Raw genomic sequence first — 19,923 nt, 5'->3', positions numbered from 1 at the left:
GTCCGTTCATTTCCTGGAGAATGAAAATGTCCAACGTGATTCAATCTGTTTCTCGCCGTTCTTTCCTGGCGGGATCGGCTGCGGCGAGTGCGCTTGTGATGCTCCACCCTTTTTCGGCACGCGCGCAGGCCAACCAGGCGCATCTTCGCATCATGGAAACCACGGATCTGCACGTCCATGTGTTTCCCTACGACTATTATGCAGACAAGCCGAATGACACGATGGGTGTTGCCCGCACGGCATCGATCATCGACGCCATTCGCGCCGAGGCCAGCAACTCGATCCTTGTCGACAATGGCGACTTCCTTCAGGGCAACCCGATGGGCGATTACATGGCCTATCAGCGCGGCATGAAAGATGGCGACGTCCATCCGATCATCAAGGCGATGAACACGCTGGGTTATGATTGCTCGACGCTGGGCAATCACGAATTCAACTATGGCCTCGACTACATGTTCAAGGTTCTGGCCGGCGCGAACTTTCCCGTCGTCTGCTCCAACCTGACCAAGGGAGAACTGGCCGCCGACGCGACCAAGGACGAACTGTTCCTCAAGCCATATGTGATCCTCGACAAGAAGGTGAAGGATGGTTCCGGAGCCGAACATCCGATCCGGATCGGCCTGATCGGTTTTGTGCCGCCCCAGGTGATGACCTGGGATTCGCGTCACCTGCATGGCAAGGCGATGACCCGCGACATCGTCAAGGCAGCGCAGGCCTGGGTGCCTGAGATTCGCGAGCAGGGCGCCGACATTGTCATTGCACTGTCGCACTCGGGCATGGGCACGCCACAGGCGGCGGAAAACCTCGAAAACGCCTCCATCCTGCTTGCCGGCGTCGAGGGCATCGACGCAATCGTCACCGGTCACAGCCATCTCGATTTCCCCGGGCCGAAATTTGACAAGGTCGAGGGGCTCGACAACGCCAAGGGTACGATCAACGGCAAGCCCGGCGTGATGGGCGGCTTCTGGGGCTCGCATCTCGGCCTGATCGACCTGCTGCTTGAACGCGACGGCAATGCCTGGAAGGTGGTCAGCTCGACCAGCGAGGCGCGTCCGATCTCCAAGCGTGTCGACAAGAAGGTGGTGCCGACGGTCGAGAGCAAGGCTGCGGTCGAGACTGCAGCCAAGGAAGAACACGAGGCGACGCTCACTTATGTGCGCACACCTGTCGGCAAGACTTCAGCACCGCTTTATTCCTACTTTGCTCTCGTCGCCGACGATCCGTCGGTGCAGATCGTGAGCCAGGCGCAGATCTGGTACATCAAGGACATGCTCAAGGACACCGAGCACAAGGACCTGCCGGTGCTGTCGGCTGCAGCGCCGTTCAAGTCGGGCGGCCGTGGCGGGCCGGACTATTACACCGACGTTCCGGCCGGTGCTGTTGCGATCAAGAATGTTGCCGACCTCTACCTCTACCCCAACACCGTGCAGGCGGTGGCTGTCACCGGCGCCCAGGTCAAGGAGTGGCTGGAAATGTCGGCCGGTATCTTCAACAAGGTCGAGCCTGGCAAGCCCGACCAGGTGCTGATCAATCCTGAATTTCCGTCTTATAATTTCGATGTCATCGACGGCGTGACCTACAAGATCGATCTGGCGCAGCCGCCGAAATATGACCCCAAGGGTGCGGTTCTGGACGCTGGCTCAAACCGCATCGTCGACCTTATGTTCGAGGGAAAATCGATTGATCCCGCAGCGAAATTCGTTGTCGCGTCGAACAATTACCGGGCCGGGGGCGGCGGCAATTTCCCCGAGATCAACGCGTCGAAACTGGTGTTCGAGGCCCCCGACACCAATCGCGACGTGATCGTTCGCTACATCGTCGACCAGGGCACGATCAACCCGTCTGCGGACTCCAACTGGTCGTTTGCCCCGGTTGCGGGTGCTTCGGTGATCTTCGAAACGGGGCCAAAGGCCAAGGACCACATATCTGAGGTCAAAGCCGTCAAGATCGAGCCGGCGGGCGACGGTGCCGAAGGCTTTGCGAAGTACCGGATCACGCTTTGATATCTGGCGGATCGGCAGGGCGGCTGGAGAGATCCGGCCGCCCTTTCTTTTTGGCCAACTGATCAGTTGGCAGCTCGGCGTTCGATGGCTGGCATGACCAGATCGAGCGCGTCGGTGGATATGCCGCCCGAATAGCCTTCAGGCAGCGCGTCGATGACGGCGGGGTCGTCAATGCCATCCGAGAAGCCGCCGCCATGATAGGGCCCGAGCAGATACACATTGGTGCCGACGCTCTCCATCCGGTCGAGGAAGCGGTTCGGCCAGCCCCACAGCCAGGGCGCGATGTTGATCGGAACAAACAGCGTTCCGCCCCGGCAGTCCTCCGGCACATAGCCGCTCCAGCCGAGCCCTTGGTAGCGTAACAGGCAGCGGGTCAGCGACTTCTTGCTGAGCGTGCGCATGTCGGGCAGGGCGGCTTTGACGGCCAGCACCGGCCTGTCACCGCCAACGACGGTGAGGGCGGCACGGCGCTCCGCTGGCAAGCCTGACAGGAAGGCTGCCAGCGCTTCGCCCTCTTTCTCGTCGTTGCTTTTGATGTTGATGTGAAAACGCCGATTGGGGAAGCGGTCCAGCACCTCGTCGAGCGCGGGCATCAGCCCGACGCCCTGGCCTCGGAACGGAAATGTCTTGCCGCCATCGGCGGTGTAGCCGTAGCCGACGTCGAGCTTCCTGAGGTCCGCCATTGAATGGCTGCGCGTTTCGCCGCTGCCTTCGGTGCGGCAATCCACGGTCCAGTCATGGAAGACAGCGAACTTGCCGTCGGTGGTGGGATGCACATCGAGTTCAAGCACATCGGCGCCGCGCGCGAAGGCGGCATCCATCGAGCGGAGGGTATTTTCGAGATAGTCGTGCCGTGGCGCAAGCATGCGCTCGGCGGTGCAGGTGTCGCCGGTGAGGCCGGTGCGATCGTACTCCTGAGCCAGTCCGCGATGGGCGAGGAGAACCGGCTTTCCGTCTGGACGGTTGGAAAGCAACGACGTGTTGTTGAGGTAGACGGCTCCGGCAAGAGCAAGGGTCGAGAGAAGAAAAATGCTTCGTTTGCGCATGTGTTGATTCGCTCCGACACTGTTGTGCACGGAACTAGCTTGAGCAACGATCAGGCTTTTTGGCGGCGCAAAGCGAGCCACAACAAGTCGTGGCTGACCGATCTGAGTGACAGATCAGCTCACTCGCTGGGTGAGGAGGTATTCAGGCCTTGTAGACCACCTGCCTGACGTCGATATACTCGGCGCGGAAGCCGGCCTCGCAATAGTGCAGGTAAAACTCCCAGAGCTTCTTGAAGCGATCGTCGAAGCCGAGCGGCACGATGCGTTCCCAGGACGACCAGAAGCGGGTGCGCCATTCGGCAAGCGTACGGGCATAGTCCTGCGGAAAGACACGCTCGCGCAGATAATCGAGCCCGTGTTCGGCGCCAAGCGATTTGAGCAAAGTCGGTGTCGGCAGCATGCCGCCGGGAAAGACATAACGCTGGATGAAATCCGGCCGCTTTCGGTAGAGCGGGTAGGCAGCCTCGTTGATGGTGATGATCTGCAGGCCTGCCGTGCCGCCGGACGGCAGGCACTGCTTCATCTTGGCGAAGAATGCCGGCCAATATTTTTCGCCCACCGCCTCGAACATCTCGATCGAGGCGATGCGGTCATATCTGCCGGTTTCGTCGCGATAATCCTGCAGCTTGAATTCGACCTTGTCGGATAGCCCGGCATTGTGGATGCGCTTTTCGGGCAAAATCGAACTGCTCGCGGCTGATCGTCAGCCCCGTCACCTTGCAACCGATCTCGCGCGCCGCAAACTCGGCGAAGCCGCCCCAGCCGCAGCCGATCTCCAGCACATGGTCGTTGGGGCCAATGCCGGTGTCGCGCGCCAGGGCACGATATTTTTCGGCCTGCGCGCCGGCCAGGTCATTGGCGCCTGTTGCATAGAGCCCCGAGGAATAGGTCATGCTCGGGTCAAGCCACTGGCTGTAGAAGGCGTTGCCGAGATCGTAGTGGGCAGAGATATTGCGCTTCGAACCTGTGCGGGTGTTGTCATTGAGCCAGTGGCGAATGCGCTGGATGGTCGACAGCAGCCAGTTGGCGCCGCCGGCGACACCTTCTCCCGCTTCGCTGTTGACCACGAACAGTTCGAGGAAGCTCGTGACGTCAGGACTGTCCCAGTCGCCATCGATATAGGATTCGGCGACCCCGATGGTGCCGCCGCTGAAAGCGCGCGAGGGCAGCTTCCAATTGTGCAGCACGATTTCCGCCTCCGGTCCCGGCGCCTTGCCGCCGACCAAGATGCTGCGTCCGTCCGGCATCTTCACCTTGAGCGAGCCGCGCGGCAGGTGAAGTGCCGCCGACAGCGCCATGCGCACACGCGCCGGCAAACCTCTGGCGAAGTCCGCGACGTTGCCCTCGTGAAGCCTCGTCACATTTTGATTCGTAGAACCGTCCGAATTCCGCTGGGCCATCTCGACGTCCCAATTTTCTGCCCGGTACGGCGTGTCGGGCCTGTTGCTGCAAGCTTGTGCACCGCTGTCTTCGTCTGGTCGGAAAGGCGCCGCCGGACGCATCTCCAGTCAACTCGCGATGGACTTGGCTCGGGGGCGCCAAGACTGCCGCGTGCTGCGGTGAATCTGTCGTGATCTTCACCGCCAATATCTCGAACTTCAAGTGACATCTGGCAAGCGCTGATATGCCAGAAGCGCCCCAGGGCTCGACCCAGCGCATTCAGCCAGCGAAAGTGAATTTCTTTGCTATTAGATATCACTAATGCATTAAGGTGAGGCAATGGTTCGCCAGGTTTAGCGGGCTTCTCGTCCAACTGCGGGGAGGGCATCAAATTCGCTATGTCGTCGTGATAATGTGCGTCGCCTTGTTCCTCATCTGGGACGTTCTCTACAACCATGGCAATGCCACCGGCACAGCGGTCCAGGAGGTGCACCGCGTCGTGCGGATGATCACAGGCTGATGTGTAGGAAGACCGAATCGTGCTGCTGCCTTTTGTCGGATTGACGCGGACCAAAAGCCAAACCAAAAGGCGCCAGCGAAAGCAGCAGAAGGAATCGCGGCTTGATCCGGCACATCGTGTTTTTCAGCGCGCGGCACAAACAGGACGTCGAGATGATCCGCGAGGAATTATCGGCGCTTGGCAATATCCCGCATTCCACCGTCTTCGAAGTGACGGTGAACACCAAGGTTGACCCGTATTCGGACGAGATCGACATCGTCGTTTATGCCGAGTTTGCCGACCAGGCAGCGCTTGCCGCCTACAAGGCCCATCCGCTTTATGACAGGACGACCCAGCGTGTGCGTCCGATGCGCGAACTGCGCTATTCGGCGGACGTGGTCGCCGCGCAATAAAAAGCGCGCTCCGGGCGAACCCGAAGCGCGTCTTTAGCTTTTCCAGAAATTATGCCTTCTTGGCGCGACCGCGTGTCTTGGCTGGCGTTGCCGCCGCCTTGGAAGATACTGCGGCTGCCTTGCGTCCGAGGCCAAGCGACTTGGCGAGCTGCGAGCGCGCAGCGGCGTAGTTCGGCGCAACCATCGGATAGTCGGCCGGCAAGCCCCACTTGGCGCGGTATTCCTCGGGCGTCAGCCCGAAATGCACCGACAGGTGCCGCTTCAGCGACTTGAACTTCTTCCCGTCTTCCAGGCAGACGATGTAATCGGGATGCACCGAGCGCTTCGGGTTCACGGCCGGCTGCTGGGCTTCGGCGGGCGCTTCGGCAGGTTGATCGAGCGACAGGATCGACGCGTTGATGCTGGCGATCAACTCTGGCAAGCCGGTTGCTGGAACCTTGTTGTTCTCTACATAGGCGCTGACGATATGGGCAGTTAGTCCTAGGATGTCGATCTTGCTATCACTCGTCATCGGCCGTCTCTCCGGGCAGTATTAAAAGCAAATTATGAGTCTAACCATTTGCTGTGCCGTATATCGGTGCAAATGGTGTCGGACGGCAAGCAAAATAATGTCAAAAATCAAAGACCCGACCGGCGAATGCTGGTCGGGGTCTTTTGTATTAGAAGTATTGAATATTAGAAGAAGCCCTTGCGCTGCCACCAGCCGCCTTTTTTCGGCTTTGCCTCGGTGGAGGTGGCTGTCTCGGCTTCGACCACCGAAGTGATCACAGGTGCTGCGGGCGCAACTGGCGCTGCGGGGGCCTCGGAGACGACGTCTTCTTCGGCCGGAGCAGCGGCAGCCTTGCGGCGTGGCGCACGCGGCTTTGCCACCTTCTTCTCGGGCTTGGCCTCGGCTTCAGGCGCGACAGCTTCGGCAACGGCCTCGACCGCGGGAGCTTCGACAGCTTCGGCCTCAGCCTTCTTGGCCTTGGCCGAGCGGCGCGGCGCCTTTTTCGGCTTGGCTTCGACGACAGCCTCCGGCTCCTCCGCGGCAACTTCGACCGCTACCGCTTCGACGGCGACGACTTCGCGCACGCTGGTTTCGGCGACGGTCGCGTCGTCGGATGCGAGCTGTTCGTCGCCCTCTGCCGACGGCTCTTCGTCTTCCTTGCGGTTGCGCTTGCCGCCACGTTTGCCGCGACGCCGCTTCTTGGCCGCAGCATCTTCGGCCGCAGTCGTGTCCACGACAGCGGCTTCACCGGCGTCCTCGGAAACAGCGACTTCGGCGGCGACGTCGTCTTCGCCATCCTCGGACTCACTGGCCTCGCCAGCAACGACGGCACCATCCTGCTGAGCGCCATGCTCGCGGTCGCGATCGCGGCCGCCACGGCGACGCCGGCGCTTGCGCCGCTTACGGTCGTGCTGCTCGCCTTCGGCTGCTGCAGGCTGCGGCGCGCGGGCAGGCTGTGCCTCGACCACGACGGCCTCTTCTTCCTCTTCGACGATCTCGTCTTCGATTTCCTCTGGCTCTTCGTAGGCCGGGGCAGCAACGGGCAGGGCAAAGTTCGCCGGCTTCTCGGCAATAGCGCCGCGGAAGATGGCATGGTTCTGCGAACCGACGCTGTCATCGGCTTCGAGCGTGACCGTCACGCCGAAGCGGCTTTCGAGATCCACCAGCGTGGAACGCTTGTGGTTGAGCACGTAAAGAGCGGTCGCCACCGGGGTCTTGACCGTGATGTGGCTGCGCGAGTCCTTGAGCAGGAACTCTTCGATGGCGCGCACGACCTGCAGCGCAACCGACGAGTTCCGAACGCACATGGCCGGTGCCGCCGCAATGCGGGCAGGGCTTCATCGTCGATTCGAGCACGCTGGCGCGGATGCGCTGGCGTGACATCTCCATCAAGCCGAAATGCGAAATGCGGCCGACCTGGATACGGGCGCGATCGTTCTTCAGGCAATCCTTGAGCTTTTTTTCGACCGCACGGTTGTTGCGGTTCTCCTCCATGTCGATGAAGTCGATGACGATCAGGCCGGCGAGGTCGCGCAGCCTGAGTTGGCGCGCGACTTCCTCGGCTGCTTCAAGGTTGGTGTGAAGTGCCGTCTCTTCGATCGAATGCTCCTTGGTGGAGCGCCCGGAGTTGACGTCGATGGCGACCAGCGCTTCGGTCTGGTTGATGATGATGTAGCCACCCGACTTCAGCGTCACCTGCGGCTGGACCATCCGCTCGAGCTGCGATTCGATGCCGCTGCGCACGAAGATCGGGGTGATGTCGCGGTAAGGCTGGACGACCTTGGCATGGCTGGGCATCAGCATGCGCATGAAGTCCTTGGCCTCGCGGTAGCCGTCTTCGCCGGCGACGAGAACCTCGTCGATATCCTTGTTGTAGAGGTCGCGCACCGATCGCTTGATCAGGCTGCCTTCCTCATAGACCAGCGCGGGTGCGGTCGACTGCAGCGTCAGGCTGCGGACGTTCTCCCACAGGCGCATCAGATATTCGTAGTCGCGCTTGATCTCGGCCTTGGTGCGGCTTTCACCTGCGGTGCGCAGGATGACGCCCATGCCCTTCGGCACCTCGAGATCGGCAACCACTTCCTTCAGGCGCTTGCGGTCCTGGGCGTTGGTGATCTTGCGTGAAATGCCGCCGCCACGCGCCGTATTGGGCATCAGCACCGAATAGCGGCCGGCGAGCGACAGATAGGTCGTCAGCGCAGCGCCCTTGTTGCCGCGCTCTTCCTTGACCACCTGGACCAGAAGGATCTGGCGGCGCTTGATGACTTCCTGGATCTTGTAGTGGCGGCGAACCGGCTTGCGGCGGTTGCGCACTTCTTCAAGCGCATCTTCGGCGCCGACCGACTCGATCTCGTGATCGTCGTGGTGGACCGAGTGGACCTCCTCGATCACGCCGCCGTTTTCGTTTTCCGTGACGGTCGGCTCGGGTGCCCGTTCGGAAACGACGTCGGCATCGACGGACGCGGCAATCGATGTCGGCTCGCGCTCGTCCGAGCCGCCATTGTCCTCGTCGGCCGATGTGTCGGCTGACGACTCGTCGGCGTTTGCGTCGGAGGCGTCGCTTGCGGCAATCGATTCGCCGTCCTCTTCCGAGGAAGCGCCGTCGTCGTCGCCCGAGCCTTCAGGCTTGTTCTCGTCGTTGCGGCCACGATTCTTGCCACCGCGGCGCCTGCGGCGTCCACGGTTGCGATCCTGGCTCTTGCTATCGTCGCCTTCGTTGTCTTCGTCTTCCTCGTCCTCGGCTTCTTCCGCCTCGGCGCGCAGCAGCGCCTGCCGATCGGCAACCGGGATCTGGTAGTAGTCGGGATGGATTTCACTGAAGGCGAGGAAACCGTGACGGTTCCCGCCATACTCGACAAAGGCAGCCTGAAGGGACGGTTCAACCCGCGTTACGCGGGCGAGGTAGATGTTTCCTTTGAGCTGCTTCTTGTCCTGTGATTCGAAATCGAATTCTTCAATACGGTTACCGCGAACTACGACAACCCGTGTTTCCTCCGGGTGGGAGGCGTCTATCAGCATCTTGTTGGGCATTATTTGTCCTCCCGGCAGCCGTCAGCTGCGGCCTGCGGGAACTCGTCCGCCGCCGTAAGTTTGCTGATGAGGGGGTGCCGGATGATTTTGCGTCCACCGGTCGCAGCCAAAACGCCATGGCGGTGCCGCCCGCTGCCGTGATGGCGCGGTTACCTGCGGACCTGTCCATGATTGCGTCTGTGGCCAATGCGTGACCTTGCGGAACCTTGTTTCAAATCTAAGCCCGGGAATCCGGACCAGCTACTTTGCTCTTACAGAGCCGGCGCGGAATAGTGTCCGGCCGTTTTTCTCACGCAGTCGCTACCCCGCCACGGGCCGCGCCTGCGAATCTCGTCGCGATCACTGAAATCTATCTCTGTCGCGAGTCGGGCCATCGCTCGTCGCGTGGTTCCCTAGCGGAAGGCGCTGAGGGCGCGGGCCCAGGATTGCAGTGATCCAATGTCGCTTTTATGATTTGGCGAGGTTGAGCGCAACCCCGATTTCCGATGCCGGCAAAGGCAGGTGCGGCAACGCTAGGGGGAGCATTCCGACAAAGACTCGGTTAACCTTCTCTGGTTACCACTCGTTAATCGAGGGGCCGCGTATCTGGCCGGCGATTGGTAACGGCGCGCAATGACTGCGCACCTGGTTTTCTGGAGCGGCAAGACTGAGATGGGGCCTGCGGCATTGACTGGCAAGAGCTTCCCGTTCGGGGGCGTCCAGCCCGGCGGCACGGCGTGCCGTGCGATGTTTGTGTTTTTGGCGTGCCTCGTCATGTTTGCCGGCTTCAACTGCCAGCCCGTTTGCGCTGCCGAAACGATAAAGACACTCGACTACAAGATGGCAGGCGATGCGACCCACATGCGCATCGTCATGAATTTCGACCGCGAGCCGGAACCGAAGTGGTTCCTGCTGCGCAGCCCGCATCGTCTTGTCGTCGATCTTCCCGACGCTACGCTTGCGCTCGACGCCAAGGATCTCAAGCCGCGCGGTCTTATCAAGAGCGTACGCTATGGCGCGTCGGGCGAGGGCGCTTCGCGGCTGATCGTGACGTCGAAGGGGCCGTTCAGCGTCGAGAAGGTTGATATCCTCAGGAATGAAGACGGATCCGGGTATCGCCTGGTCGCCGACATCGCTGCCGCCTCGGAGCGTGAGTTCGATGCCGCACTCGCTGTCCAGGCCGAAACGACGGGCTCGACAACGGCCAAGACCGACAGGCTCGGCAAGATCGCGCATCGCGGCGACCGGCCGTTCACGATCGTGCTTGATCCGGGCCATGGCGGTATCGACGGTGGTGCCGAAGGCCTGAACGGCACAGTCGAAAAGACGGTCACGCTCGCCTTTGCCAAAGAGCTGCAGGCCAAGCTTGCCTCCAACAGTGCCTACAAGGTCGTCCTGACCCGCGAGGGCGACGAGTTTCTTCGCCTCGACGACCGCGTTCGCATCGCTCGCCAGCAAGAGGCCGACCTGTTCATCTCGATCCATGCCGACACGATCAGGCTGAAGGGTATCCGCGGTGCCACCGTCTATACTGTGTCGGACAAGGCATCCGACGCTGACGCACAGGCGCTGGCCGATCGTGAAAACCTTTCCGACCAGCTTGCCGGCGTCGATGTTGCCGAAGAAAACCACGCAGTCTCGGACATTCTCGTTGATCTGATCCGGCGCGAGACGCACGGCTTTTCCACTCGTTTTGCTCGCTCACTGGTCGGCGAACTGTCGCCGACGGTGGGCATGATCAACAACCCGCATCGTTCAGCCGGTTTCCGGGTGCTCAAGGCGCCTGACGTGCCGTCGGTGCTGGTCGAACTCGGCTATCTCTCCAATCCCCAGGACGAAGAGCAGCTTCGCAGCGCCGATTGGCGCGAGAAGGCCGCTACGAGTATCTCGAAGGCGGTGGCCGCCTTTGTCGCCGAGAGGGGTGGTACTGGCGGCTGATGAGATTGCTTCGCCCTCTTGTCTGGATTGCCGACAGGTCGCGGAACGGGCATTTGTGCTGTTTTCGGCCAGATTCTTTGGCGCTTGCGGGGCTGTTGCCGTATTTTGTCCACAACCGCGCGACATGGGTGGCCATTGCGGATCGGGACAAGTACCTGCGGCTTGCGGTGATGGCGGGTTGGTTTAGGGAATCCCCGAACCTTGTACTGGAGCGGGCATGATTCGTCTTATCGGCTATTTCTTCGGCATCGGCACGACGCTTGCGCTCGTCGTTGCAGCAGGCGTGGCGATCTATCTCGGCCAGCTCACCAAGGAACTCCCCGACTACGAGGTGCTCGCCAAATACGAGCCGCCGGTAACCACGCGCGTCCACGCCTCCGATGGCGCGTTAATGGGCGAATTCGCGCGCGAGCGCCGGCTCTATCTGCCGATCCAGGCCGTGCCCGATCGTGTCAAGGCGGCGTTCCTGTCGGCCGAAGACAAGAACTTCTACAACCATCCCGGCATCGACGTGACCGGCCTCGGCCGTGCCGTTTTGACCAATTTCCAGAATTTCGGTTCCGGCCGCCGCCAGGTCGGTGCGTCGACGATCACCCAGCAGGTGGCCAAGAACTTCCTCTTGAGCTCGGATCAGACCTACGAGCGCAAGATCAAGGAAATGGTGCTGGCCTTCCGCATCGAGCAGGCCTACTCGAAGGACCGTATCCTCGAGCTCTACGTCAACGAGATCTTCTTCGGGCTCGGCGCCTACGGCATCGCGGGTGCCGCGCTGACCTACTTCGACAAGTCGGTAAACGAATTGACTGTCGCCGAAGCCGCCTATCTCGCCGCGCTGCCAAAAGGCCCGTCGAACTATCACCCGTTCAAATATGCCGACCGTGCCATCGAGCGCCGCAACTGGGTCATCGACCAGATGGTGGTCAACGGCTACGTTTCGCGTGAGGAAGGCGACAAGGCCAAGGCTTCGCCGCTTGGCGTCACGCCGCGCCGTACCGGCACCTATGTCTTCGCCGGCGAATACTTCACCGAGGAAGTGCGCCGCGAACTGATCGCTCGATACGGCCAGGACGCGCTCTACGAGGGCGGCCTTTCGGTGCGCACCACGCTCGACCCGAAGCTGCAGGCCATGGCCCGCAAGGCCATGCAGTCGGGTCTCGAGAAGTATGATCGTCTGCGTGGCTATCGCGGCCCGGTCAAGAACATCGACATCTCGGGCGACTGGGGCACGGCACTCGGCGAGGTCAAGGCGCTGGACGACGTTCCCGAATGGCGTCTGGCAGTCGTGCTCGACAGCTCGAAGACCGGCCTCGAAATTGGCTTGCAGCCCAAGCGCGAGATTTCCGGCGCGCTGTCCAAGGACCGCGAGAAAAGCACGGTGTCGAAGGACGACATGAGCTTTGCCATGCGCTACGTCGCCGACGGCAAGCGCGTGAAGGCCAATTCTCCGTCCGAAGTGCTGAAGGCCGGCGACGTGATCTATGTCGAGAAGAACGACGGCGACGGCTATGCGTTGCGCCAGGTGCCTGAAGTGTCGGGCGGCCTTGTCGCCATGGATCCGCATACCGGCCGTGTGCTGGCCATGGTCGGCGGTTTCTCCTATGCACAGTCAGAGTTCAATCGCGCGACGCAAGCGATGCGCCAGCCCGGCTCGGCGTTCAAACCGTTTGTCTACGCCGCGGCACTCGACAATGGCTACACACCAGCATCGGTGATCATGGACGGCCCGATCACCATCCAGTCGGGCAATGTAAGCTGGTCGCCCAAGAACTATGACGGCAAGGCTGCCGGTCCTTCGACCTTGCGCGCCGGCATCGAGCGCTCGCGCAATCTCATGACTGTGCGCCTGGCCAACGACATGGGCATGAAGACGGTTGCCGAATATGCCGAGCGTTTCGGCGTCTATGACAAGCTCGCACCATATCTGCCGATGGCGCTGGGCGCGGGCGAGACCACCGTCATGCGCATGGTCTCAGCCTATGCCGTGATGGCCAATGGCGGCCGCCAGATCAAGCCGTCGCTGATCGACCGCATCCAGGACCGCTACGGCAAGACCGTGTTCAAGCATGACGAGCGCGGCTGCGAAGGCTGCGTCGCCACCGAATGGGCCAACCAGCCCGAACCGGATCTGGTCGACAATTCCGAGCAGGTGCTCGATCCGATGACCGCCTACCAGATCACCTCGATGCTGGAAGGCGTGGTCCAGCGTGGTACGGCCACGACATTGCTGTCGCTCAACCGTCCGATTGCCGGCAAGACCGGAACGACCAACGACGAGAAGGACGCCTGGTTCGTTGGCTACACGCCCAACCTCGTCGTCGGACTGTATCTCGGCTACGACAAGCCGCAGGGGCTCGGTAAGGGCACCACTGGCGGTGGCCTGGCGGCACCGGTGTTCAAGGACTTCATGACGGTTGCTCTCGAAGGCACGCCCAAGGTCGACTTCGTCCTGCCTGCCGGAATGAAGCTGATTTCGATCGACCGCAAGACCGGCATGCAGGCGGGCGAGGGTGCGCCGGGCACGATCATGGAAGCCTTCAAGCCCGGCACCGGGCCTGCCGACAGCTACTGGGTCATCGGCATGGGTGAAGACGGTACCAATGGTTACGGCGAAGCGCTGTCGCCACAGGCCAGCAAGGCCATCAGCGAAGGCGGCGGTGGCCTCTACTAGGATCGCTAGCCAGTCCGGCATTCGCCGGATCCTCGACGGAACTGACAAATGCGCGTGGCTAGGCCGCGCGCATTTTTTGTTTGCACGAATGTCTGTCTCAAACGCTTGCAAATACCCAAAGAGTTATATAATCTTTTGGTTATTTATAAGCGTTGGCGGGTGACGACTCCCTTGGGCGCGCAAGATCCGAAGCCATGTCGGAACCTGCGAGCCCGGTTGTCCTTGCAGCAGCAGTCGCTCAGCGACGGCACGACAGTTGCATTTCAAGAGGAGAAAACGATGCAGAAGATCAGCCCGTTCCTGTGGTTCGACAACCAGGCCGAAGAGGCGGTGACGTTCTACACGTCGGTGTTCAGGAATTCCAAGATCGGCAAGATGACGCGCTATGGCGAGGCGGGGCCCGGACCTGCCGGCAGCGTCATGGTTGCCGAGTTCGAACTGGAGGGGTTGCATTTCACCGCTTTGAACGGTGGTCCAATGTTCAAGTTCACTGAAGCGATTTCGATGAGTGTCGATTGCAAGGACCAGGCCGAGGTCGACTACTTCTGGAGCAGGCTCACGGAAGGCGGCCAGCCGGGCCAGTGCGGCTGGCTCAAGGACAAGTTCGGGCTTTCATGGCAGATCGTCCCTGAAGCCTTGCCGCGTTTGCTCGGCGATCCCGATGCCGCCAAGGCCAGCCGGGTCATGCAGGCGATGTTGCAGATGACCAGGATCGATGTTGCCAAACTCGAAGCTGCCTATGCCGGCTAGGCAATTCACGCTGTCGCAAGGCGAGTGGGCGGGGGGCGATGATGCCTGCCCATTTTGCTTTACAGGAAGCGGCCTCGTCCCTATGTTCCGCGCGGATTCAACAGCCGCCTTCGGGCGCGAAACAAGCAAAAAGAAGCAATCTCCATGCGCGCGGAAACGCAGAACATCGTCGATGAAATCAGGCAGGCCATAAGCCTGCTGAGGAGGCATCTTTGACTGGGATCAGGCGATAAAGCGGCTTGATTACCTGAACATGCGGGCAGAGGACGGCAACCTCTGGAACGACCCGCAGGAAGCCCAGAAGCTGATGCGCGAGCGCCAGTCGCTCGACGACAGCATCAAGGCCATCCAGGGTCTGAGCCAGGCGCTGGACGACAACATCGGCCTGATCGAGATGGGCGAGGAAGAAGGCGACGCTGATATCGTCGGCGAAGCTGAAACCGCCATTCGTTCACTGGCTGGCGAAATCCGGGCGCGCCAGATCGAGTCGCTGCTGTCAGGCGAAGCCGACCAGAACGACACCTATCTCGAAGTGCACGCCGGTGCCGGCGGCACCGAGAGCCAGGACTGGGCGAACATGCTGCTGCGCATGTACACGCGCTGGGCCGAACGCCGCCGCTTCAAGGTCGAGGTGCTGGAAGTCCACGACGGCGAAGAAGCCGGCATCAAGTCTGCCACGCTGCTGATCAAGGGCCACAATGCCTATGGCTGGCTGAAGACGGAATCGGGCGTTCATCGCCTGGTCCGCATATCGCCCTACGACAGCAACGCGCGCCGGCACACCTCGTTCTCGAGCATCTGGGTCTATCCGGTTGTCGACGATTCGATCGAGATCGATGTCTCGGAATCCGACGTCCGTATCGACACCTACCGTTCGTCGGGTGCTGGTGGCCAGCACGTCAACACCACCGACTCGGCGGTGCGCATCACGCACATCGCCACCGGCATCGCGGTTGCTTGCCAGGCAGAGCGTTCGCAGCACAAGAACAAGGCCAAGGCCTGGGAAATGCTGCGCTCGCGCCTCTACGAGGAAGAGCTGAAGAAGCGTGAAGCCGTCGCCAACGCGACGGAGTCAGCCAAGACCGAAATTGGTTGGGGTCACCAGATCCGCTCCTATGTTCTCCAGCCTTATCAGCTGGTGAAGGATCTGCGCACCGGCGTTGAAAGCACGAGCCCGTCTGATGTTCTCGACGGCGACCTCGACGATTTCATGGAAGCGTCGCTGTCGCAGCGCATCGAGGGTGGGGCAGGGCAGGCCGTCGCCGACATCGACTAGCTGCCAGCTTTGTTCGGCATCGCATACCCGGTCATCTCCAAAGCGTGATGGCCGGGTTGCCCGCCAGCGGAACATTTCAGGTAGCGTTTCGTTAAGCATGCGGGCGCAGGATTCGCTTGGGAGGTGTTCTCAGGGGAAGACGCCATGTTGTGCCCAGGAAAGCCCCGCTTGCGCCGATATGCCCTCGCAGTGTCCGCGCTTGCGCTGATCTCGCTCAGCACGCCACCCGCCTTTTCGCACGACGCTCCAAAAGGCTGGACCTACCCTTTCGCCTGCTGCTCCGGCTATGACTGCCGCGAAGTACCGAAGAAGGCGATCAGCGAACGACCACAAGGCTATGTCATCGAAGGCACGGGCGAGGTCGTCACCTATCAGGACGCCCGCATCCATACCTCGCCCGACGGTCAGTACCACTGGTGTTCCATAGCAGGCGCTGATGATAGCCGGACCATCTGTTTGTTCGTGCCGCCGAAATCGTACTAAACGTCCCTGCTGACGAGGCTCCTGACGCCAGCTTGTCAGGAGGGGCCGGATATTGTGTGCTGTCGCCGGAGGGGGCGCAGACATACAAGGGAATTGGCCATGGTCATCAAGGCAAGCTGCCACTGCAAGGCAACCACGTTCGAAGTGACGGAGGTGCCGGAGAATGTGACTTCGTGCACCTGTTCATTCTGTTCCAAGCGTGGCTCGCTGTGGGCCTATTACACGCCCGCACAGTTCACGCTCACCAGTCCGCCGGAAAACGTTTCGGTTTACGAATGGGGTTCGAAGACGGTGAAGCATGGCTTCTGCGCCATCTGTGGCTGCGGCACCTTCACCAAGACACCCGACTGGTCGACCGGGGAGCCGGATTTCGACAATCCCAGGGTCAGCGTCAATTCGCGCTTGTTTGACGACTTTGATCTCGACAAGATCGAGGTTGTGGTGATCGACGGCAAGAACCTTTGGTGACAGGCAAAAATTGTCATGCAGATGCGTGGCAGTTTGCGCGCCTGGCACTGCTTCCGTTCCGTTTTTCGCCGTATTTCATGCTACAAGGCCGAGGAAGGGCTTTGCGCGGGGCGCCGTTGCGTTCCGCGGTACGGAGAGGGACATTCCTTATGAAAAAGACAGTGATTTTCGCGCTGGCGGGCAGCATGTTTGTCGGCGCCTGCACGACCGATCCTTATACCGGTCAGCAGAAGGTTTCGAACGCGGCAGCAGGTGCCGGCATCGGCGCGCTCGCCGGTGCCGGCCTTGGCCTGCTCGCTGGCGGCAATGACCGCCGCAACGCGCTGATCGGTGCCGGTGTCGGCGCTCTCGCCGGTGGTCTCGCCGGTGGCTACATGGACAGGCAGGAATCCGAACTGCGTGCCCAGCTCCAGGGTAGCGGCGTCAGCGTCACCCGCGCCGGCGACCAGATCATCCTGAATATGCCGTCCAACATCACCTTCGCCACCGACCAGGATGCGGTGAAGTCGGGCTTCTACGACACCCTTAACTCGGTTGCGCTGGTGCTGAAGAAGTTCAACCAGACCACTGTCGACGTGTTCGGCCACACCGATTCGACCGGTGGCGACCAGCACAATTTCGACCTGTCGCAGCGTCGTGCGTTGTCGGTGGCCAACTATCTCGGTGCCCAGGGTGTCGATTCGCGTCGCTTTGCCGTCACCGGCTTTGGCGCGACACGTCCGATCGCGTCCAACGCCACCTCGGATGGCCGTGCGCAGAACCGCCGTGTCGAGATCCAGCTGTCGCCGCTCACCTGAATCGCGAGCAGCCAGGAAAGCTAACAAAACGGCCCCTTGCGGGCCGTTTTTCATTCAGTGCTCCACGAGGTGTAAAGAGTGCCGGTGCGTAAGCCGGCTTCCGCTCAAGTACCAAAAAAATGGCCCCGAAAGGGGCCATTTTTTGTTGCGGCGCAAGCGCGCTCAGACGTTCGTGGTGATCAGCATGAATGCCGGCAGGTCGTCGCCGAAACCAACCGTGCGGTCATCGTCTTCTTCGCGCTGATGGCGGCGGTTGCCGCGATTGTCGTCGCGACGTGGCTTGTCTTCATGCTCGCGCGGCTTGCGGTCGGCGTTGCCGTTCCTGATCGCTTCCTTGCGCACGCGGCGCTCGTCGATGTCGGACACGACGTTGTCAACCGGAGGAGCTTCGCTTGCAGGCGCTGCCGCCACCTGGACGACAGGCGCTTCTTCACGCGGCTTGCGGTCGCGTTCGCGGCCATGCTTTTCCTTGCCGGCGCGGCGCGGCGCACCACGACCGCGGCGCGGAGCCTCGTCGTCACCTTCGCTGGCAACGACAGTCGACAGGTCGCCATCATGCCATTCCACCGCCAGGCCGGTCAGCCTTTCGATGGCGTCGACATATTTGGTGTCGGACTTGGTGACGATGGTGAAGGCCTTGCCGAGACGTCCGGCCCGGCCGGTGCGGCCGATGCGGTGGACATAGTCTTCCGCGTGGATCGGCACGTCGTAATTGAAAACGTGGCTGACCTCGGGGATGTCGAGGCCGCGCGCGGCGACGTCGGATGCGACCAGCAGCTTCAGCTTGCCGTCACGGAAGCCGGCGAGCATCGCCATGCGAGCGCGCTGGTCCATGTCGCCATGCAGCGCACCGGCGTCGAAGTCGTGCTTGACCAGCGAGCGGAACAGTTCCGACACGTCGACCTTGCGGTTGCAGAAGATGATCGCGTTCTTGATCGCATCGCCTTCGGCATTGATCAGCTTGCGCAGCGTTTCGCGCTTGTCCCATGGCTTGGGGCCTGATTTGACGAGGCGCTGCGTGATGTTGGTGCTGGTCGATGCAGCCTTGGAGACCTCGACGCGTATCGGCGCGTGCAGGAACTGCTCGGTCAACTTGGTGATTTCGGGCGGCATCGTCGCCGAGAAGAACAGCGTCTGACGGGTGAAAGGGATCAGCTTGCAGATGCGCTCGATGTCGGGGATGAAACCCATGTCGAGCATGCGGTCGGCTTCGTCGATGACGAGGATCTCGACGCCGGTCAGCAAAAGCTTGCCGCGCTCGAAATGATCGAGCATGCGGCCAGGCGTTGCGATCAGCACGTCAGCGCCACGCTCAAGCTTTTTTTCCTGCTCGTCGAACGATACGCCGCCGATCAGCAAGGCGATGTTGAGCCGGTGGTTCTTGCCGTATTTGACGAAGTTCTCTTCGACTTGTGCGGCGAGCTCGCGCGTCGGCTCGAGGATCAGCGTGCGTGGCATGCGAGCCCGGGCACGGCCTTTTTCAAGGCGCGTCAGCATCGGCAGCACGAAGGATGCTGTTTTGCCTGTGCCCGTCTGGGCGATGCCGAGCACGTCCTTGCCTTGCAGGGCGTGCGGGATCGCACCTGCCTGGATCGGCGTAGGCTGCGTGTAGCCGGCGTCGGTGACTGCGGAAAGGACCTTCGGCGAAAGGCCGAGGTCTGCGAAGGTCAACGCTTCTGGAGCGGTCTGAGTGTCTTCGGACAAGTTTGTTGGCTGTCTTTGCTCGTTCAAGGGCGCGGCGCACTGGCCACGACAGGCGCAACTCGCCTGCAATATGCCGCAACGCGATAGGCGTAAGTGCGCGATTTGTCAACTCAAACTGGCACACGGGAGGCGATTGCAGCAGTTTACTTCCAGCTGTGGCCCAATGTTCAGTATTTGAATTGCTCGGCCAGGATGCGTTCGCTCCAGGAATGACCGGGATCGAACAGCAGTGTGGCGGTGTGATTGGCCGATTCCTTGACCTCGACCGAGACCACCGACTTGACTTCGGTGTGGTCGGCAACTGCGTTTACCGGGCGTTTTTGCTCTTCCAGGATATCGAAACGAACCACGGCTGTCTTGGGCAGGAGCGCACCGCGCCAGCGCCGCGGCCTGAATGGGCTGACAGGCGTCAGTGCGAGAAGTGGAGCGTCAAGCGGCAGGATCGGACCGTGGGCCGACAGATTGTAGGCCGTCGACCCAGCCGGTGTCGCCACCATGACGCCGTCGCAGATCAGTTCGTCGAGCCGAACCTTGCCGTCGACCGAAATGCGCAGGCGCGCTGCCTGATAGGATTGCCGCAACAGCGACACTTCGTTGATCGCCAGCGCTTCCCTTGATGTGCCGGTGTCATCGACAGTGATCATTTCCAGCGGACGGATGGTTTCGGCGACCGCCGCAGCAAGACGTTCGGGCAGGGCGTACTCACGATATTCGTTCATCAGGAAGCCGACGGTTCCACGGTTCATGCCGTAGACACACTTGCCGGTGCTCATCGTCTCGCGCAGCGTCTGCAGAAGAAAGCCGTCGCCGCCAAGCGCCACGACGATGTCGGCCTTGTCGTAAGGTATCTGGCCATAACGCTTGGAAAGGCGCTCGGCCGCGGCATCCGCCTCCGGTGTACCGGAAGATGCGAATGAAAATGTCAGCGACTTGGCGTCCATGTGCTCCCCGCCGGCGGTCCGAACGCCGGTGTCGGCCGCCGGCAACGGGGTAGCATGC

The 19,923-nt window shown here is 61.4% G+C and carries 13 protein-coding genes and 2 pseudogenes; 9 read left to right on the top strand and 6 right to left on the bottom strand.

The window, feature by feature from the left end:
• Positions 1–26 precede the first annotated feature (26 nt).
• Entirely contained in the window at positions 27–2,003 is a 1,977-nt protein-coding gene (locus ACHMW7_RS18250; protein ID WP_395446973.1) for a bifunctional 2',3'-cyclic-nucleotide 2'-phosphodiesterase/3'-nucleotidase, read from the top strand.
• 62 nt (positions 2,004–2,065) lie between these two features.
• On the opposite strand, the gene ACHMW7_RS18245 is transcribed toward ACHMW7_RS18250, so the two are convergent.
• Positions 2,066–3,049, bottom strand: coding sequence for a glycerophosphodiester phosphodiesterase family protein (locus tag ACHMW7_RS18245; RefSeq protein WP_395446972.1), 984 nt, complete (start codon positions 3,047–3,049; stop codon positions 2,066–2,068).
• Positions 3,050–3,191: 142 nt separating this feature from the next.
• Positions 3,192–4,449: pseudogene (locus ACHMW7_RS18240) on the bottom strand (class I SAM-dependent methyltransferase).
• Positions 4,450–5,050: 601 nt separating this feature from the next.
• Between ACHMW7_RS18240 and ACHMW7_RS18235 the strand changes: the two are divergent.
• Positions 5,051–5,341 (top strand): Dabb family protein, encoded by a 291-nt coding sequence (locus ACHMW7_RS18235; RefSeq protein WP_395446971.1) that lies wholly within the window; start codon positions 5,051–5,053, stop codon positions 5,339–5,341.
• A gap of 49 nt (positions 5,342–5,390) precedes the next feature.
• On the opposite strand, the gene ACHMW7_RS18230 is transcribed toward ACHMW7_RS18235, so the two are convergent.
• Together ACHMW7_RS18230 and ACHMW7_RS18225 are read right to left on the bottom strand one after the other, a co-directional pair.
• Positions 5,391–5,852 carry a MucR family transcriptional regulator gene (locus ACHMW7_RS18230; RefSeq protein WP_395446970.1) on the bottom strand — a complete coding sequence of 154 codons (462 nt, stop codon included), beginning with the start codon at positions 5,850–5,852 and terminating at the stop codon, positions 5,391–5,393.
• A gap of 164 nt (positions 5,853–6,016) precedes the next feature.
• Positions 6,017–8,861, bottom strand: a pseudogene (locus ACHMW7_RS18225) (ribonuclease E/G).
• 651 nt (positions 8,862–9,512) lie between these two features.
• On the opposite strand from ACHMW7_RS18225, the gene ACHMW7_RS18220 reads away from it, so the two are divergent.
• From ACHMW7_RS18220 to ACHMW7_RS18190, 7 genes are all read left to right on the top strand, one after another.
• Entirely contained in the window at positions 9,513–10,778 is a 1,266-nt protein-coding gene (locus ACHMW7_RS18220) for an N-acetylmuramoyl-L-alanine amidase (protein WP_395451357.1), read from the top strand.
• Between the two features lie 217 nt (positions 10,779–10,995).
• Positions 10,996–13,446, top strand: coding sequence for a penicillin-binding protein 1A (locus tag ACHMW7_RS18215; protein ID WP_395446969.1), 2,451 nt, complete (start codon positions 10,996–10,998; stop codon positions 13,444–13,446).
• 279 nt (positions 13,447–13,725) lie between these two features.
• Positions 13,726–14,196 (top strand): VOC family protein, encoded by a 471-nt coding sequence (locus ACHMW7_RS18210; protein WP_395446968.1) that lies wholly within the window; start codon positions 13,726–13,728, stop codon positions 14,194–14,196.
• Between the two features lie 144 nt (positions 14,197–14,340).
• Positions 14,341–15,472, top strand: a protein-coding gene (gene prfB / locus ACHMW7_RS18205; RefSeq protein WP_395446967.1) for a peptide chain release factor 2 whose coding sequence is annotated in 2 segments (ribosomal slippage) — positions 14,341–14,406 and positions 14,408–15,472 — 1,131 coding nt in all. Because the reading frame shifts where the segments join, the coding sequence is not laid out codon by codon here.
• A gap of 144 nt (positions 15,473–15,616) precedes the next feature.
• Positions 15,617–15,955: a hypothetical protein gene (locus ACHMW7_RS18200; RefSeq protein ID WP_395446966.1), complete on the top strand. Its 339-nt coding sequence runs from the start codon at positions 15,617–15,619 to the stop codon at positions 15,953–15,955.
• A 99-nt stretch (positions 15,956–16,054) separates the two neighbouring features.
• Positions 16,055–16,423, top strand: coding sequence for a GFA family protein (locus ACHMW7_RS18195; RefSeq protein WP_395446965.1), 369 nt, complete (start codon positions 16,055–16,057; stop codon positions 16,421–16,423).
• A 149-nt stretch (positions 16,424–16,572) separates the two neighbouring features.
• Positions 16,573–17,220, top strand: coding sequence for an OmpA family protein (locus ACHMW7_RS18190; RefSeq protein WP_395446964.1), 648 nt, complete (start codon positions 16,573–16,575; stop codon positions 17,218–17,220).
• A gap of 162 nt (positions 17,221–17,382) precedes the next feature.
• Here the strand turns inward: ACHMW7_RS18190 and ACHMW7_RS18185 are convergent, their stop codons facing one another.
• Together ACHMW7_RS18185 and ACHMW7_RS18180 are read right to left on the bottom strand one after the other, a co-directional pair.
• Positions 17,383–18,924: a DEAD/DEAH box helicase gene (locus ACHMW7_RS18185; protein ID WP_395446963.1), complete on the bottom strand. Its 1,542-nt coding sequence runs from the start codon at positions 18,922–18,924 to the stop codon at positions 17,383–17,385.
• Between the two features lie 167 nt (positions 18,925–19,091).
• Complete coding sequence (locus ACHMW7_RS18180; RefSeq protein WP_395446962.1) at positions 19,092–19,865, bottom strand: NAD kinase; 774 nt, start codon at positions 19,863–19,865, stop codon at positions 19,092–19,094.
• Positions 19,866–19,923: the final 58 nt, after the last annotated feature.

The sequence above is a fragment of the Aminobacter sp. UC22_36 genome (assembly GCF_044056035.1).
In the GTDB taxonomy this organism is placed as follows: Bacteria; Pseudomonadota; Alphaproteobacteria; order Rhizobiales; family Rhizobiaceae; genus Aminobacter.
This window is presented reverse-complemented; position numbering and strand designations above follow the sequence as displayed.

Coding starts and splice junctions, on each gene's coding strand:
- ACHMW7_RS18180 (WP_395446962.1), bottom strand. CDS start 19,865: ATGGACGCCAAGTCGCTGACATTTTCATTCGCATCTTCCGGTACACCG.
- ACHMW7_RS18220 (WP_395451357.1), top strand. CDS start 9,513: ATGGGGCCTGCGGCATTGACTGGCAAGAGCTTCCCGTTCGGGGGCGTC.
- ACHMW7_RS18200 (WP_395446966.1), top strand. CDS start 15,617: ATGTTGTGCCCAGGAAAGCCCCGCTTGCGCCGATATGCCCTCGCAGTG.
- ACHMW7_RS18210 (WP_395446968.1), top strand. CDS start 13,726: ATGCAGAAGATCAGCCCGTTCCTGTGGTTCGACAACCAGGCCGAAGAG.
- ACHMW7_RS18195 (WP_395446965.1), top strand. CDS start 16,055: ATGGTCATCAAGGCAAGCTGCCACTGCAAGGCAACCACGTTCGAAGTG.
- ACHMW7_RS18245 (WP_395446972.1), bottom strand. CDS start 3,049: ATGCGCAAACGAAGCATTTTTCTTCTCTCGACCCTTGCTCTTGCCGGA.
- ACHMW7_RS18190 (WP_395446964.1), top strand. CDS start 16,573: ATGAAAAAGACAGTGATTTTCGCGCTGGCGGGCAGCATGTTTGTCGGC.
- ACHMW7_RS18215 (WP_395446969.1), top strand. CDS start 10,996: ATGATTCGTCTTATCGGCTATTTCTTCGGCATCGGCACGACGCTTGCG.
- ACHMW7_RS18230 (WP_395446970.1), bottom strand. CDS start 5,852: ATGACGAGTGATAGCAAGATCGACATCCTAGGACTAACTGCCCATATC.
- ACHMW7_RS18250 (WP_395446973.1), top strand. CDS start 27: ATGTCCAACGTGATTCAATCTGTTTCTCGCCGTTCTTTCCTGGCGGGA.